The sequence below is a fragment of the Paeniglutamicibacter gangotriensis Lz1y genome (assembly GCF_000348945.1).
Lineage (GTDB): Bacteria > Actinomycetota > Actinomycetes > Actinomycetales > Micrococcaceae > Paeniglutamicibacter > Paeniglutamicibacter gangotriensis.
This window is the reverse complement of sequence record NZ_AOCK01000006.1, coordinates 135,694-150,440: the sequence shown is the minus strand read 5'-3', so window position 1 is coordinate 150,440 and position 14,747 is coordinate 135,694. Positions and strand designations below refer to the sequence as shown.

Sequence of the window (14,747 nt, the reverse complement as noted above, 5' to 3'; positions counted from 1 at the left end):
GACAGTGACACAATCTGCCGGAATTGCTCAATCCCCCGCGCCCGTCACAATCTGTGGCGGGCGCTTCCATTTCACTAGGAGGCCTCGTGCCTACACACGTGTATCAGCCCCAACGTAACCCGCCGGCGTGGCCGGAGGTGATGCGCCATTGATGAGATCCCTTGGGCCGCGATTGGTGGCCTCACCCCGTACGGGCTGCTCATGCTGGCAATCTGGTTGATCCTCACCGGCAAACTCATCCCACGCTCCATGTATGACGTGATGGTGACCGCAAAGAAGGAATGGAAGGACGCAGCGGAAACGTTGCGGGAAACCAACGCGGTGCAGGCCCAGACGATCAACAAGCAGCAGATGGTTGGGGAGTCCGTCATCAAGGTTATGGGTGCGGTGCAGGAGGCTCGGGACGGTGAGCCCCGATGAAGTTCCTACTTCGATTCTTACCGCACCAAGTGGACGTGGAAGAAGCCCAAGCGATGAAGCGTGAAGCCGTCTCAGAGCACACGGCAGCACTGGAAAGTTTGGAAGCGGCACGCGAGCAGTCCGCCGTGCTACGCAAAATCAACGCACGAAACCATTTTAGTGAGTCACTGACACGAACGTTCCAGGGAAGGGGCGCAGTATGACGATTCAACCACTGACGGGGATCCTGATCGGCACCGCCTTATTGGAGACGCTTGTGGTGATGCTGGGCTGGCACTGGATCACCCGTGGTGGGTGGCAGGGGTTCCCTGCTGGCCGTGTCCTGATGGGCTTACTTGGTGTGCAGTCAGCGATCCTTACTTTGGCGGCGGCGTCGTCATTCTTTCCGGGGTTCGCTGGCCGGCCCTACGTGTATATCGCCTTGTATGTGGTGTTGATTATTGCTGTTGGGCGGCTCGGGTACACGATCTTCACTGAGCAGCGGAGCCACCGAGACAAGAGGCCGCCCGACCCTCCCACGAACGAAAACACTAACTAAGCCACGCACGCCGCGTGGCTTTTCTTATGCCCTCGAAAGGGGAACATCATCATGGCTGATCTTGACCCGCAAGAAGCAATCGACCTCGAAAAGTACGACGACCCGAACCCGGAACCGATCACCGACCCGAAGCACCCCGACTATGTGGAGCCCGCAAAGGGCATCGCACCAATTGGAGGCAAGTAACCATGGCGATCTTCAACGGATATACCGGCGCAAAAACTTGCACTACCGGCCCGCGATCCGGCGCGCAGGGTGCCATGGCATGGTTCCTCGCCGCATACAAGGAACATGGCGCGCAGAACTCCGGGATCTACAACTGCCGCAATGTTCGCGGCTCCAGCCGCACCAACTCGCTACATGGCGAGTGGCGTGCCGTGGACTTCGGCCTCAAGTGGGCATCGGACATCCCCGCTTATGACGAGTTCGCCGAGCAGCTGCGCCTCAACAGTGCAGAGCTGGGCATCCAGTGCATCATCTTCAACCGTAAGATCTTCTCCGGCGGCTACGAGAATAAGGGCTGGCACCGGTACTCGGGAGTCAACCCGCACACCGATCACCTGCACGTCGAGTTCTCCTGGGGTGCAGCACGTCGCGGCGTCGCGGACACCGTCGCACTGTGGGACAAGGAACTGCGAGGCAAGGTCACCGGCAACGTGAAGCCGACTGCCGGAACACCGAAGCCTACGGTCTCCAAGTTCCCGACCGACTACAAGGACGTCGCCGTGGACGGCATCTGGGGCAAGGGGTCCGTGAAGGCCTTCCAGATCCTCATGCGCGCAGTCGGACACTACAACCGCGCCGTAGATGGGGACTTCGGTTACTACACCATCGTCGCCTTGCAGAAGTGGTTGCGCGGCCTCGGCTACTACCCGTCGTCCAAGTACGTCATCGACGGCAAGGCAGGCAAGGCCACCTACAAGGCCCTGCAGTCCTTCCTTGCGAAGAAGGGCCACCTCGATACCAAGCGTTGGCTGATTGATGGGAAGTTCGGCAAGGAAACCATCAAGGCGTTTCAGCGCTACCAAAATACCCAGAACGGAAAGTGACCCCCATGGCAAAGCACATCGCAACTGGCACACCAACCCAGCTGGCCCACCCCGGCAAGGCAACACTTCGCACGGCGGCCGCGGTCATCGTCGCGGCACTGATCGCCGTCGTTGGCTTCGGCCCGCTGATCATCGACGCCATCATCCAGGAACCCATCGTCCCGGAGGCCCTACGCGGGGCACTGCTGGCCGTGTCTGCGGTACTCGTGGCCCTCGGTGCCATCGTCACCCGCATCATGGCGATCCCGGGCATCAACGACCTGCTCAAGAAGGTCGGCTTCGGCACTGGTGTTGAGAAGGAACCGGATCCGGACCTGCTTGAGGATTCCGTGGCGGCACAGTTCTACGCCGCGGGCTACCCTATCCCAGACGCGCACGAGCCCACCACTGCCGATGATGAGCGTTACGAGCAGTAAACACAACGAAGCCCCCTCATCCGAAAGGATCGAGGGGGCTTTTTGCGTTTAAGTCAGCGAGCAATTCCTGAGCACGAGGCCACCCCATAGTCCGACGAAGACTCGTTCCTGCTGACAATTACTCCGTCGACAGTAATTATGCATGTGACCTTGCCGTAGCTCGACCCATTCTGCACGCTGAGTGACACCGGCGACCCAGCGCTATAGCTGTAGAACACCACGGGATCACCAGCACCGTTCACCATCTTCTGAGAGTAGTCGTTCTGAACGATGCCTGTTGGGGTGCTTAGCGTGATCGATATCTTTCCCTCGCGGCGCTTCATGGCTTCGTTTGCGTTGATGTATTGCGGGAGGGTCTTGTAGGCCTCAAATCGCACCTTCACCTGGGTCGGCGCCTTGTAGCTGGGCCCAGCGCTGGCACTACCGCTGCATGCCGTAAGGGTCATCAGGATGGCAGCAGCAATCACTGCGAGTGACTTCTTCATGACGCTGAGCTTAGTCGATCGCTCGTAGGGATCGGCCCATGGTTACGCCACGGCTCGTTCCGCTTCTCTGACCCGCCAGCCACCGGTGGATGGATGCTGCACGAGCTCCCAGGTGAGGATGTCGGAGGTCCTGGCGCCGAGGGTGACTTGAACTTGCCAGACCTGTGAGTCGATCCGGAACGGCTCACCTTTCGGCGCCCGCAGCTCTGACTCCCACCAGTTGAACCGCTCAAACCAACGCACCGGTTCGGCGACGATCTTCCACACGCGGCCCCGCCGGCGCACCCGCATAGGTTGGCCGGCCGCGCTGAATTGCACCTCGATTGATTCCATGGGAACAAGAATACGACTCGACCCCGACAGGATAGAACGCCTGTTTGCCCCGTGCGTATCTGAAAGTCCGCACCCGGTCTGAAGCCGGGGGCACTCTGGGGGCACTTTAGAACCCACAGACCCCCTTTTTCGGCCCCATTCGACCACAAGCAGGGCCAACACAAAAGCCGCTACTCCCCTTTGTTTGCAAGGGAAGCAGCGGCTTTGAGTGGACGGGAGGGCCGATACGCCGGGTTTTGTGTCGCGGTCGGTTACCCGAATCGCGGTGACGATCATCTATCTAGGAGTGTCGTTGCCGACACCCTCAAGCGGTCCACCCGACTACATTGAGCGAACAACCCAGTAGTCTGTCTGACCTTGCTCCGGGTGGGGTTTACCAAGCCGCTCCGGTCACCCGGAGCGCTGGTGGTCTCTTACACCACCGTTTCACCCTTACCCGCACAAGTGCGGGCGGTCTATTCTCTGTGGCACTGGCCTGCGGGTTTCCCCGAGTGGGCGTTACCCACCACCCTGTTCTGTGGAGCCCGGACGTTCCTCGGGCCACTTGCGTGGCACGCGATCGTCTGGCCTTCCCGTCCAGCGTTCAAGTCTAGTCCCATTTATGAACCGGGTGTAACCAGTGGTTGCAGGGAGCCCTTGGGAAAGTTGCTGTCGCCGAATCAGGGATCGCGGTGCCGGAAGACTAGGCTGGACCGGTGCTTATTTTGCTTCCGCCCTCCGAGGGCAAAAAACCTGCCGACAGCGGCGCCCCTTTTGATGCCGAAGATCTGCAGTTCCCCGCACTGAACCCGCATCGACAGCAGCTGCTGTCGGCTTTGGCCGAAGTCTCACGGGCCGATGACGCGCTCAAGGTCCTCGCGGTGGGCAAGTCACTGGTAGCCGACGTGGTTCGCAACATCGAATTACACACCGAGCCTTCGGCACCCGCACACACGATTTATACCGGAGTACTCTTCGAGGCGCTGGGCTACGACCGCTTGGATGCTGCCGCGCGAAAGCGCGCCGATGCCGACATTCTGGTCATTTCGGCGTTGTGGGGGGCGGTGGGTTTCGGCGATCGAATTCCCGCCTACCGGCTCTCAATGTCGGTGAAGTTACCCGAGATCGGTAAGTTGGCCAGCTGGTGGAAGCCGAAGCTCACCCCGGTACTCAATGAACGCGCCGGTGACGGTCTGGTGGTTGATTGCCGCTCCAGCACCTACGCTGCCGCATGGACTCCCCCTGCGGAAAACACCGTGGCCGTCTCGGTGTTCCAACTCCGTGGCGGGGTGCGCAAGGTTGTCTCGCACTTTGCCAAACACACTAGAGGCGAGCTCGCCGGGCACTTGCTCACCCGTGGCGTGGAAGTGGAAACGCCGGAGGAATTGCTCGAAGCCGCGAGCGAGCGGTGGGAGGCCGAACTGGTTCCGGGCACGGGACGCAAGCCGCATCAGTTGAACATCATCCTGCCCGAGGACCACGCCTTTAAGGCCGTGGGAAACTAAGCGGCAGGCGGCGACCCAGCGTCATCGACCTCGGTAGTGGGTTCGGCGCGATCGTCGGCCACCAATTCTATTTCCATGCCGGCCGGATCCTCCAAGTACGCTGCATAGTGCCCAAGGCCGCCCGCATGGGGGTGGGCTTCGGCGAAGAGCAGGGTGAAACCGCGCTGCAACGCCTCCTGAGTGAGCTCCTCAACCCGTCGCCGGTCTCCGGCGCGGAACGCCAGATGGTTGATGCCCGGGGCACGTCGTCGGTGGGGCCGCTCAAGCACGTCGGGCCCTGCTTCAAGCACGAGATAGTCGTGGGCACCGACATAGCTGGTTCCGTGTTTCCATGATTCCCCCGGCGCATAACCTAGTTCTTCGAACAGCCAGCCGAGCGTGCTCCTGGCCATCGCGATGTCACTGACCCAGATCTCGGTGTGGTGCAGGCGACCCGTGGGTGCGGCTTGCCCTGAAGTATGCGAAATACCGGGGCCGGCAGCAGCACCGGGGATTATGCCCCCCATTCCTCGCTGCGGACCAAGATGGCACCGGTGTCCGGGCAGAAGACCAATTCGTCGGCCGGAGCCGCCTTGATTTCTCCCAGGTCGCCAGCGGCAAGCGCCATGCCACTGGCTTCGGAGACCCCGTGGAACAGTCTGGCTGCACCGATGCCGTTGCGTGTGCGCAACCGCTCATAGGTGGTGATCAGCCCTTCGTCGAACGTTGCGGCCAGGGTGGCACGTGCGCTTTGGTTCTCAGCGAGCTGCTGACGCAGAGCGGCGAGGGCTGCATCGCGGCGGGCCAAGTGTGCTGCCTGCTCCCTCATACGGGTATCGACAAGGGCCTGTGCCTCGGCGGCCCGCTCCTGTACCTCTTCGAGCTCCGTCATGTGCTCAAGTTCGGTGTCTTCAAGTTCATTGCGCCGGATGGTGAGCGAATCGATTTCATGGGACAGCGCCATCATGTCCTGGTGAGTGCCGGCGCCTGCGTCGATGCGGGACTGGTCCTTGGCAATATGCGCCACGACCTTCTCCACTGCCCGCTCAGATTCCTTCAGGACCCCTGCAGCCGCTGCAACCTCTACCTGCACCTCGGTCAGGGCGCTGGTGGCTTCTTCGAGGGCCGAATTGGCCGCGGCAAGTTGCGCGTCGGCGGTGGCTTCGGTGATCTCACGGTTGATCTTGGTGGCCTGAGAATCCAATGCCGCCACGTCCAAGAGCCGTATCTGTTCCGCCGGTGCTGCCTTTGCCATACTGTCCTCCGCTGTGCGCCGTGGCGCTGCCATTCCTGCTGTGCCTCCGGCGATCAGTGATCGCCTAGCCACAACCCTAGTCATACAGGGAACCCGGAGTGGAATATGACCCGCCTGATGCCGTCTTTTCGGCGCAGGCCCGGTCAAGGCAGCGGGGGTCGCAGCATCACAGGATACGGATGGGGCGGTGTGGGTGGTGTTAGGCGGCTGCGGCTTCGGGATGGAAGACCCAGTTCCGCAAGGGTCTTTGCAGTGGATCGCGGGATTTGGGGAGCACAACGTGCGGGATTCCCTGGTGAATGACGATGCTGAAGTGCCCGGCGTGCAGGGCTGTGTGGCAGCGAATGCACAGCAACAGCCCGTCGCTGACATCGGTCATCCCGCCCTCAGAGAAGGGTGTGATGTGGTGGACTTCAGTGCGGTGCACGGGCATTGAACAGCCGGGGTTCGCGCATCCGCGATCGCGGGCGGCGATGGCCAGTTTTTGTGCCCGGGAGAAGAATCGTTTGCGTCGTCCCAGATCCAACGGCTGACTATCACCGCCCATGACCACCGGGATGATGCCACCGTTGCAGGCCATGCGTCGGGCGGTGGCCGCGGAGATCAATTCACCGTGGCTGGTGAAGCCCGCCGTGTCGAGGGCTCCGGTGAGGGCGGCGTAGTCGATCATCACCAACAGTTCGATGCGCGATTTCATCGGCAGGTCCGCGGCGGGCGCAGCGGCCGGGTCCATCCACAGGCGCATGGCATCAAACAGAGCCTGAGAGAGGCGTTGGGCACGGCGTCGAGCGTTGGCTTCCTGCCGGGTTTCGTCGGGGTACTGATCCCCGTCGGGAAGCCCGTAGGGGTTGGAGGCTGGAAGCGTGATGGCCAGGTCGGTAAATCCGGCGCGCGGGCGCAGCTCTTCCGGGGTGTCGGGGTTGATGGCCCACGCGGGGATCGGCGCCCCGTCTCTCGGGTCGGCAAAGAGCGCCGGCTGGGTGCTCGGGGAACCTGAAGCAGCGTCGGAAGCGGCATCAGCCTCGGCATCGGGGTCGGAAGCGGTGTCGGGGTTCGGGATGGTGCCGGAGGCTGAGCGCGGGTTATTCAGGTCATCTGCCACGGTGCAGAGAAACTCGTGGCCTTCCAGATCGGTGATGAATTCCCAGTGATACCCCGTGGATTTGTGTCCGCGGAAGCGCAACCCCAGATGGCGGGCGGTGGCCTCTTCATCACGTTCCACGCTGGCGTGTTCCAGCGCCAGGGAGGCCTGCTTGATGAGCTTGCCCACGGCATTCTCGTCCGCGGTGTGCGCGGTTCGGATGATTTGTTCCTCGAGCACATTTCGGGCCTGCTCGGGATCCGGCTGCGCGTCGAGAGTTGGTTCTAGGGTGGCGAGTTTGGCAGCGGCGTTGGCCAACATCTTTGGATCCGCGGTGCCCTTGGTGAGGGCCCGGCCGAGGGTTGGGCAGCTGGGCGGCAGGGTTTCACCGTCGGGGCCTTGATGAACCATGAGTCGGTCGTGAGTACTGGTGCGGTGTTTGGCCTGGAAATATCCCAGGTGCAGTTGGTTCTTGAGGAATTCGGCGGTGTCCTGGTGCAAGGGTTTGCGATCCGCGCCGCTCACCACCTCGAGCGGCAGGTTGGTGGTGCCCGCGGCGAAAGATTCAGGGTCTTGCAGGATCTGGTTCAGTTCGGCCAGGGGCTGGTCGGTGAGTGTGTTGACCTCTGCCGCGTCGCAGGCGCCGGCGGCCAGGATCTGCCCGTAGGAACCTGTGCGGTAAATACTTTCGGCCAGATGGGCCAGGGCCGCGGCGCGTACCGGGAACCCGACGCTGGATGCTGCTGCCTCCTCGAGCACCCGGCGGGTGGCCAGGTCTAGGACGGCGAGCAGACGCAAGGCATCGGTGGGGCTCTGGGGACCGGGTGTGATCCCGGCGCCCGTTCCCAGGACCTGGCCAATGGCGGCCAGGGCCTTGTCGATGATGCTTGCGGGTGTGTCCATGGGATCCATGGTGCTCCCCCGTGGTGGCTGGCCACCAGTACCCCACGAGGACCTGTGGATAACCGCCCGGGGCCATCGGCTACGGGGTCAGGATGAAGTCCCACGGGTCGGTGTTTATTGCCGAGACGCCGATTTCCACGTCGTGGCCCAGATCGTGCAGGACGTTCTTCAGTGCCTCGGCCCCGGTGGGTAGCCAGAGCCATTCGGAGGCGAAGTGGGAGACGTCGATGAGATACGGCGTGCCGTTCAGCGCTGCCTCGCGGGCCTCGGAGGCCGGGTGGTGGCGCAGGTCGGCGGTGACGTAGACGTCGGCCTCGGAGGCGCGGACCGCGTCGAACAGCGAATCGCCGGCCCCGCCGCACACCGCGACCTTGCGCACGATGCCCGTACGCTCCCCTGCCACGCGCACTCCCCCGGCGACCGCCGGCATGGCGGAGAACACGCGGGAAGCGAATTCGTGCAGCTGCAGTGGTTCGGGCAGCATGCCCACCCGGCCGATACCCTCCTCGGGCAGTCCGTCCTTGGACGGGGCCAGCGGTTGCGTGTCGGTGAGCCCGAAGATGTCCGCAAGTACATCCGAGACCCCGCCGATGGCCGAGTCGGCATTGGTGTGCGCCGTGACCAGCGCGCAGCCGGATTCGATCAGCAGGTGGATCGCTTCGCCCTTGAAGCTGGTGGCAGCCACGGAGTTGACCGGGCGCAGCAGCAGCGGGTGGTGGGTGATCAGCAGGTCGGTGCCGCGCGCCACGGCATCGGCCACCACCTCGAGGGTGGGGTCCACGGCGAACATGATGCGTTTGATGGGGCGTTCGGGTCGGCCGACCACCGGGCCGACGGTATCCCAGGACTCGGCCAGTGAGGCGGGCCAGAGTTCTTCGACGGCCACCAACACCTGACCGAGGGTCGGGGTGCTCAGCGTCGAATCTGGCTCCTGGGCCTCGACGTCGTCGGAATCGGTGGTGGCCACTGGCTCCTGCTCCGTGTCCAGAACGCTGTCGGTGTCGGGGTGGCTCTGGGCGTCGTTGCCCGACTCCGGGGCCACCGACTGCGGCGGGCCGGCCGCTGCGGTCCGGTCGTTTTCGGTTGCTTTGGGGGCTGCGTCCAGCGGTTCGTCGTGGCTGCCGGCATTCTCGGCGCCGGTGTGGGCGGCCGCTCCCGGCCCGGAGACGATACGCATGCCGTGGGGCTGCTGCTTGTTGCTCTGCATGATTCCACCGTAGCCTCCGTGGGGCGCTTTGGACGCATGCGCGCACCGATGAACTGCTCACGTTCGCAGGCCCGCGGCCACACCGCGGGGGCTACGGCTGGCAGCTCGAGATCGTGGGTAGAAACCGCTCAATGGGATGCGGGTAGGTGGGGCCGGGAATGAAATGCGCGCCGCGGCACTTGAAGCTGGTGTGAATGAGTTTTCAATTTCCAGCACGCCCATCCGTTTCCAAGCCCACACCACCGGCCCGCAGGGGCAGGACCTGACCACTTTTGTGGTGGCCGGGGGCTGCTTTTGGTGCCTGGATGCTGTCTACCAGCGCACCCGCGGGGTCGCCTCGGTGATCTCCGGTTACACCGGCGGGGCCGATCCTGCACCCACCTATCGCTCGGTTTGCGGCGGCGGAACGGGACACGCCGAAGCCGTTGCCGTAACATTCGATCCCGCCGTCGTGCCGGGGGAAGTGATCCTGGACATGTTCTTCACCACCCACGATCCCACCACGCTGAATCGGCAGGGCTACGACGTGGGCACTCAGTACCGCTCCGCGCTCTTCCCGCTCGATGCCGCCCAGGAGGTCGAATTCGCCGCCGCAGTGCGGAAGTTCGCAGAACTCTACCCCGACCCGATTGTCACCGTCTTCGAGTCCCCGGCAGATTTCTTCGTCGCCGAAGGAATCCACCAGGACTACTACAACCGCTTCCCCGATGAGGGGTACTGCCGGGTCATCATCGACCCGAAGTTGGCCAAGGCGAGGAAATATTACGCAACATGGCTCGAAGAACCCGCCACACCGCGCTCCTGACTAGGCTTGTACCAAAGTGTCCCGAGGGATTTGGCATCCGCCGGGATCAATTCGTCACAGCACGCCGCATACTCACCACCAAGGACTAAGGACACCATGTCGAAGATCTACAACGATGTCACGCAAATTGTTGGCCGCACCCCGTTGGTGCGCCTGAACCGAATCGGTGCCGGACTGCCGGGCAACATCGCGGTCAAGCTGGAATTCTGCAACCCAGCCAACTCGGTCAAGGACCGCATCGGCGTGGCCATCGTTGATGCGGCCGAGGCTTCAGGGGACCTGCGTCCCGGCGGCACCATCGTCGAAGGCACCTCCGGTAACACCGGCATCGCCCTGGCCATGGTCGGTGCTGCCCGCGGCTACAAGGTCGTGCTGACCATGCCGGAGACCATGAGCACCGAGCGCCGCGTCATGCTGCGCGCCTTCGGCGCCGAGATCGTGCTGACCCCGGGTTCCGAGGGCATGCGCGGTGCGGTGGAGAAGGCCAAGGAGATCGTGGCTACCACCGAGAACGCCATCTGGGCCCAGCAGTTTGCCAACGAGGCCAACCCTGCGATCCACGCGAGCACCACCGGCCCGGAGATCTGGGCGGACACCGAGGGCACGGTGGACATCTTCGTCGCCGGCATCGGTACCGGCGGCACCATCACCGGTGCCGGGCGCTACCTCAAGGAGCAGAAGTCCTCCGTGCAGGTCATCGCGGTCGAGCCCAAGGATTCGGCGATCCTCAACGGTGGCAAGCCGGGCCCGCACAAGATCCAGGGTCTGGGCGCCAACTTCATTCCCGAGGTGCTGGACACCGAACTCTATGACGAGGTGCTTGACGCATCGATCGAGGACTCGGTGGCCATCGCCCGCGCGCTGGGTACCCAGGAAGGCATCCTCGGCGGCATCTCCGCCGGTGCCGCCGTCTGGGGCGCCCTCGAGGTGGCCAAGCGTGAGGAGAATGCCGGCAAGCTGATCGTCGCGGTGATCCCGGACTTCGGCGAGCGTTACATCTCCACGTTGCTTTTCGATGACATCCGTGGCTGATCCTTCCACCGATTCGGCCGGTTCCGGTCCGGGCGCGAGGTTCGCGTCCGGACCCGGTGGCGGACCGCTTCACTCCCGCGGCACTACTTCGGACCGCCGCGGGTCCGCACAAACAAAGGCCCAGCAGTGAGATTCTTTTCCCGACTAGCCGAAGATTTGCGCGGAGCCAGCGCGCATGACCCCGCAGCGCGGGGCAAGAGCGAAAACTTCTTGGCCTATTCAGGCCTGCACGCGATCTGGATCCACCGGTTGACCCACCGGCTGTGGCAGAACCCGCGGACCCGATTCCCTGCGCGCCTGATCTCCCAGGCCGGACGGTTCCTGACCGGGATCGAGATCCACCCCGGGGCCACCATCGGGCGGCGCTTCTTCATCGACCACGGCATGGGTGTGGTCATCGGGGAGACAGCGGAAATCGGCGACGATGTGATGATCTACCACGGGGTGACCCTGGGCGGGCGTTCGCTGGCCAAGGTCAAGCGCCACCCGACCATCGGGGACCGCGTGGTCATCGGTGCCGGCGCCAAAGTGCTGGGACCGATTGTGATCGGCGCTGACTCGGCCATCGGCGCCAACGCCGTGGTGGTCAAGGACGCACCTGCGGATTCAATCATCACCGGGATCCCGGCGAAGAACCGGCCACGCACCGCCGAGGAGCACGCCCCAGCGGTGGACCCGGCCGAGTACATCGACCCGGCCATGTGGATTTAGTTTCCACTCGAGCTTTTCCCTCAGCACCCGCGCGGCGGGCGGAACATTCCCTTTCACCCGGGGCCTGTTCCGCCCGCCGCGCGCGTTAATCAGGCGGTGCTGCCCGGCTCATGCGCCGGGACCCGGGTCGCTGGCACCAGGCGAGTAAGCTGCGCAGAACAAACTGCCGGGTTCACGAGGTAACGTCCTGACACCGGTAACATCGGCAGCACGAGGGCACCTTTCTTCTTCGGCCGGCGAGGGAAGCCGGTCGCTGGATCCATCCACCTGATTCATGACGGCCCGGTGCCCAGCGGTGGTCCCCCTCGCCACAGAACCCTCTTCTACTATCGATTACACGCAGCGATATCCATGACCTCACGGCCCGAGCCGCAGACCAACCGAACGCGGACCATCCGCTACCACAGCCCCGAAGCAGACAAGAAGAAGTTGTTTGAAAATACCGGACTCGAGCAGTTGCGCGCACTGGCCGACGGCCGGACTCCGCCGCCACCGATCAGCAGCCACGTCGGGCTGGAATTCGTCTGCGTCGCCGAGGGTGAGGTGGTGATGTCCGCCCAGCCGGATCGCTCGCATGACAACCCGACCGGTTCGGTGCACGGCTGATTTTTCGCCACGGTTCTTGACTCGGTGTGCGGGTGTGCCGTGCACAGCACCCTGCCCGCAGGAGTCGGGTACACGAGCCTGGAAATCAAGGTCTCGTTCCTGCGGCCCATCACTGCAGAGACCGGTCCGGTCACTGCCCATGGTTGGGTGACCCGCCGCGGCAGGAGCGTCGCCTTCGCCGAGGCGGACATCCGGGACAGTAGCGGAAGGGTGCTGGCCACCGCCTCGAGCACCTGCCTGGTGATCCACCCGGATCCCGCCGGATGACCCCATCTGGTTCGGTCGCGGCCGGGACGGCATCGTCTTCCCGCGACCGTACGGGCAGGCGTGGGGTGTTCTGGGCGGCGGCCTCCGTGCTCGCACTGGTGCTCTGGTCCTCCGGAGCACCAGCACGCTGTACCCGATCTATGCCGCACAGTGGGACTTGACTCCGCTGATCGTCACCATTGTCGTCGCCGCCTACCCGCTGGCACTGCTGGTGGTGCTGCCAATCTTGGGTAACCTCTCGGACCAGTTTGGTCGGCGCGTGGTGATGATTGCCGGCGTGGTGCTCATTGCCGCCTCCGCCGCCACCTTAGCCCTCGCCCCCCCATGTGGGCTTCTTGCTGATCGGCCGCGTACTGCAGGGGGTGGGCGCCGGATTGGCAATGGGCGCAGGGACTGCCGCCCTGATGGAGAACAACCCGACCTCCAACCTCCGCTTCCCCAGCGCCACGGCGACAGTGTCCACCGCGAGCGGACTGACCCTGGCTCTGGTGCTCAGCGGCGCGTTCGCGCAGTACTTCCCGATGCCGTTGTTCTGGAGCTAGATCGTGCTGCTGGTGTTATCCCTCGGCTCAATCGTGGCGCTGTTATGCACCGACGGGCACAGGCCGGAGCGGGGCGGCAGGTGGCGGCCGCAGGCACCGACCGTGCCCCGGGGCATCCGGCTGCGTTTTTCCATCGCCGCGATGTCGGTGGCCCTGGCCTATTGCGTTGGTGCGATCTTCATGTCCCTCGGTGCGCAGATGATCACCGAGTTCACCCAGAGTGCGAACACCGCGCTCACCGGTGTGCTGCTGGGCTGCTCGGCGGCGGCCATCGGCATCACCGCACTGTTTTTGGGCTGGTGCATCGTCGGTGGGATCGCTTATTCCTTTGCCTTCACCGGGGGTTTGGGTTTGATCAACCAGGCGTCCGCAGCACGGCACCGCGGTGCTACCTTGTCGCTGCTCTAGGTAATCGCCTACGCCTTCCAGGCGGGCACAGCCATCGGGGTGGGCGCGCTGGCGACCGGCAACGGCCTGAACGCCGCGGTGGGGGGCGCCGCGCTGACCTTGGTCGGCCTGAGCGCCACACTCTTCCTGCTGCTGATCTTCGAGGGCAGGATGCAGCCAGCCGTACCCGGAGAATCGCGCGCGTTGAACAACAGCCCTGGCACGGTGTAAGCCTAGGCGGGCCGAGTTTCGGGGCTGAGAGTCTTGGCCGGATCGCGTTCGATGCAGTCCCCCAGCACCGCATCGATCTGGGACATCACCTCCGGCGGGAGCACCACGCCGGAGGCCAACACGTTCTCTGCGACCTGTTCCGGGCGTGAGGCCCCGACCAGTGCCGAGGCCACGTTGGGGTTCTGCAGGACCCAGGCGATGGCCAGTTGCGACATCTTCAAACCCATTTCCGCGGCGATGGGCGCCAGCTTCTGCACCCGTTCGAGAACCGTGTCATCCAAGAACCGGGAGATGGTGTTCGCGCCGCCCTTCTTATCGGTGGCGCGGCTTCCTGCCGGGGCGTCCTGGCCCGGGAGGTACTTTCCGGAGAGCACCCCCTGGGCCATCGGCGACCAGACCACCTGGGACATCCCCAGGTCGGCGGCGGCCGGAATGACTTCGGCCTCGATCACACGCCACAGGGCGGAGTACTGCGGCTGGTTGGACACCAGCGAGAATCCTGCGGCCTTGGCCAGTACCTGGCCGGCACGCAGCTGCTCGGCATTCCATTCGGAGACCCCGATATACAGGGCCTTGCCTGAGCGCACCACATCGGCAAAGGCACCGATGGTTTCTTCCAGCGGCGTTTGGTGGTCGTAGCGGTGCGCCTGGTAGAGGTCGACGTAGTCCATCTGCAGGCGCCGCAGCGAGCCGTTGATGCCCTCCATAATGTGCTTGCGTGAGAGCCCGGTGTCGTTGGGGCCCTTGGGTCCCACGGGCCAGTAGACCTTGGTGAAGACCTCCAGGGATTCGCGGCGCTGGGATTTTAGTGCCGTGCCGAGTACCTCTTCGGCGGCCCCGTTGGCGTAGACATCGGCGGTGTCAAAGGTGGTGATGCCCGCATCCAGTGCCGCCTGCACGCACGCGGTGGCGACCTCGTTCTCGATCTGGGAGCCGTGGGTCAGCCAGTTGCCGTAGGTGATTTCGGTGATCTTGAGCCCCGAGGCTCCGAGGAAGCGATAGTCCATGGGGCCGAG

Annotated in this window: 21 protein-coding genes, 1 other RNA gene and 2 pseudogenes; 16 read left to right on the top strand and 8 right to left on the bottom strand. The window is 63.9% G+C overall.

The features are described from left to right. Positions 1-201 precede the first annotated feature (201 nt). Genes ADIAG_RS11445 through ADIAG_RS11425 form a run of 6 tightly spaced genes read left to right on the top strand, consistent with a single transcriptional unit; the run spans position 202 to position 2,423 of the window. The gene (locus ADIAG_RS11445; protein ID WP_007271531.1) at positions 202-420 is read left to right on the top strand and encodes a hypothetical protein; all 219 of its coding nucleotides are present in this window, start codon (positions 202-204) and stop codon (positions 418-420) included. Continuing rightward, complete coding sequence (locus ADIAG_RS22725; protein ID WP_007271530.1) at positions 417-623, top strand: DUF7620 family protein; 207 nt, start codon at positions 417-419, stop codon at positions 621-623. Before ADIAG_RS11445 ends, ADIAG_RS22725 begins: the two co-directional genes overlap by 4 nt. Next, complete coding sequence (locus ADIAG_RS11435) at positions 620-958, top strand: putative phage holin (protein ID WP_007271529.1); 339 nt, start codon at positions 620-622, stop codon at positions 956-958. Before ADIAG_RS22725 ends, ADIAG_RS11435 begins: the two co-directional genes overlap by 4 nt. Positions 959-1,009: 51 nt before the next feature. Then, positions 1,010-1,144, top strand: coding sequence for a hypothetical protein (locus tag ADIAG_RS22415; RefSeq protein ID WP_007271528.1), 135 nt, complete (start codon positions 1,010-1,012; stop codon positions 1,142-1,144). Positions 1,145-1,146: 2 nt separating this feature from the next. Further along, positions 1,147-2,007 (top strand): peptidoglycan-binding domain-containing protein, encoded by an 861-nt coding sequence (locus ADIAG_RS20260; RefSeq protein ID WP_007271527.1) that lies wholly within the window; start codon positions 1,147-1,149, stop codon positions 2,005-2,007. A gap of 5 nt (positions 2,008-2,012) precedes the next feature. Next, on the top strand, positions 2,013-2,423 hold the full coding sequence (locus ADIAG_RS11425; RefSeq protein ID WP_007271526.1) for a hypothetical protein: 411 nt from the start codon (positions 2,013-2,015) through the stop codon (positions 2,421-2,423). A gap of 53 nt (positions 2,424-2,476) precedes the next feature. On the opposite strand, the gene ADIAG_RS11420 is transcribed toward ADIAG_RS11425, so the two are convergent. From ADIAG_RS11420 to rnpB, 3 genes are all read right to left on the bottom strand, one after another. Then, positions 2,477-2,908 (bottom strand): hypothetical protein, encoded by a 432-nt coding sequence (locus ADIAG_RS11420; RefSeq protein ID WP_007271525.1) that lies wholly within the window; start codon positions 2,906-2,908, stop codon positions 2,477-2,479. A 42-nt stretch (positions 2,909-2,950) separates the two neighbouring features. After that, positions 2,951-3,241: a hypothetical protein gene (locus tag ADIAG_RS11415; protein ID WP_007271524.1), complete on the bottom strand. Its 291-nt coding sequence runs from the start codon at positions 3,239-3,241 to the stop codon at positions 2,951-2,953. A gap of 209 nt (positions 3,242-3,450) precedes the next feature. Continuing rightward, an RNA gene (rnpB, locus tag ADIAG_RS20295) (RNase P RNA component class A) lies at positions 3,451-3,816 on the bottom strand. Between the two features lie 120 nt (positions 3,817-3,936). Between rnpB and ADIAG_RS11410 the strand changes: the two genes are divergently transcribed. Continuing rightward, on the top strand, positions 3,937-4,725 hold the full coding sequence (locus tag ADIAG_RS11410) for a YaaA family protein (RefSeq protein WP_007271523.1): 789 nt from the start codon (positions 3,937-3,939) through the stop codon (positions 4,723-4,725). Here the strand turns inward: ADIAG_RS11410 and ADIAG_RS11405 are convergent. The 4 genes from ADIAG_RS11405 to ADIAG_RS11390 form a co-directional block, all read right to left on the bottom strand. Then, positions 4,722-5,231 (bottom strand): VOC family protein, encoded by a 510-nt coding sequence (locus ADIAG_RS11405; RefSeq protein ID WP_007271522.1) that lies wholly within the window; start codon positions 5,229-5,231, stop codon positions 4,722-4,724. The genes ADIAG_RS11410 and ADIAG_RS11405 overlap by 4 nt on opposite strands. Beyond that, complete coding sequence (locus ADIAG_RS11400; protein ID WP_007271521.1) at positions 5,219-5,959, bottom strand: zinc ribbon domain-containing protein; 741 nt, start codon at positions 5,957-5,959, stop codon at positions 5,219-5,221. Before ADIAG_RS11400 ends, ADIAG_RS11405 begins: the two co-directional genes overlap by 13 nt. Positions 5,960-6,158: 199 nt before the next feature. Further along, positions 6,159-7,943: an HNH endonuclease signature motif containing protein gene (locus ADIAG_RS11395; protein ID WP_043474665.1), complete on the bottom strand. Its 1,785-nt coding sequence runs from the start codon at positions 7,941-7,943 to the stop codon at positions 6,159-6,161. Between the two features lie 79 nt (positions 7,944-8,022). Further along, positions 8,023-9,150 carry a Nif3-like dinuclear metal center hexameric protein gene (locus tag ADIAG_RS11390; protein WP_007271519.1) on the bottom strand — a complete coding sequence of 376 codons (1,128 nt, stop codon included), beginning with the start codon at positions 9,148-9,150 and terminating at the stop codon, positions 8,023-8,025. 262 nt (positions 9,151-9,412) lie between these two features. On the opposite strand from ADIAG_RS11390, the gene msrA reads away from it, so the two are divergent. The 9 genes and pseudogenes from msrA to ADIAG_RS21615 all read left to right on the top strand — a co-directional run bounded on the left by msrA (position 9,413) and on the right by ADIAG_RS21615 (position 13,731). Next, on the top strand, positions 9,413-9,955 hold the full coding sequence (gene msrA, locus ADIAG_RS11385; protein ID WP_043474751.1) for a peptide-methionine (S)-S-oxide reductase MsrA: 543 nt from the start codon (positions 9,413-9,415) through the stop codon (positions 9,953-9,955). A gap of 96 nt (positions 9,956-10,051) precedes the next feature. Continuing rightward, a complete protein-coding gene (gene cysK, locus ADIAG_RS11380) occupies positions 10,052-10,987 on the top strand; it encodes a cysteine synthase A (protein WP_007271517.1) in 936 nt (311 codons plus the stop codon). 126 nt (positions 10,988-11,113) lie between these two features. Beyond that, entirely contained in the window at positions 11,114-11,698 is a 585-nt protein-coding gene (gene epsC / locus ADIAG_RS11375; RefSeq protein ID WP_007271516.1) for a serine O-acetyltransferase EpsC, read from the top strand. A 351-nt stretch (positions 11,699-12,049) separates the two neighbouring features. Then, a complete protein-coding gene (locus ADIAG_RS21875; RefSeq protein ID WP_007271515.1) occupies positions 12,050-12,304 on the top strand; it encodes a PaaI family thioesterase in 255 nt (84 codons plus the stop codon). Between the two features lie 15 nt (positions 12,305-12,319). After that, positions 12,320-12,571 (top strand): annotated as a pseudogene (locus tag ADIAG_RS21870) (PaaI family thioesterase); the annotation flags it as partial. Between the two features lie 157 nt (positions 12,572-12,728). Further along, positions 12,729-12,830 (top strand): annotated as a pseudogene (locus ADIAG_RS22670) (hypothetical protein); the annotation flags it as partial. Between the two features lie 121 nt (positions 12,831-12,951). Then, positions 12,952-13,113, top strand: a complete 162-nt coding sequence (locus ADIAG_RS21620) for a hypothetical protein (protein ID WP_161623958.1) — start codon at positions 12,952-12,954, stop codon at positions 13,111-13,113. Between the two features lie 102 nt (positions 13,114-13,215). After that, entirely contained in the window at positions 13,216-13,521 is a 306-nt protein-coding gene (locus ADIAG_RS20250; protein WP_152426138.1) for a hypothetical protein, read from the top strand. Positions 13,522-13,560: 39 nt separating this feature from the next. After that, the gene (locus ADIAG_RS21615; RefSeq protein ID WP_007271511.1) at positions 13,561-13,731 is read left to right on the top strand and encodes a hypothetical protein; all 171 of its coding nucleotides are present in this window, start codon (positions 13,561-13,563) and stop codon (positions 13,729-13,731) included. A 2-nt stretch (positions 13,732-13,733) separates the two neighbouring features. On the opposite strand, the gene ADIAG_RS11360 is transcribed toward ADIAG_RS21615, so the two are convergent. Continuing rightward, positions 13,734-14,738 carry an aldo/keto reductase family protein gene (locus tag ADIAG_RS11360; protein WP_007271510.1) on the bottom strand — a complete coding sequence of 335 codons (1,005 nt, stop codon included), beginning with the start codon at positions 14,736-14,738 and terminating at the stop codon, positions 13,734-13,736. Positions 14,739-14,747: the final 9 nt, after the last annotated feature.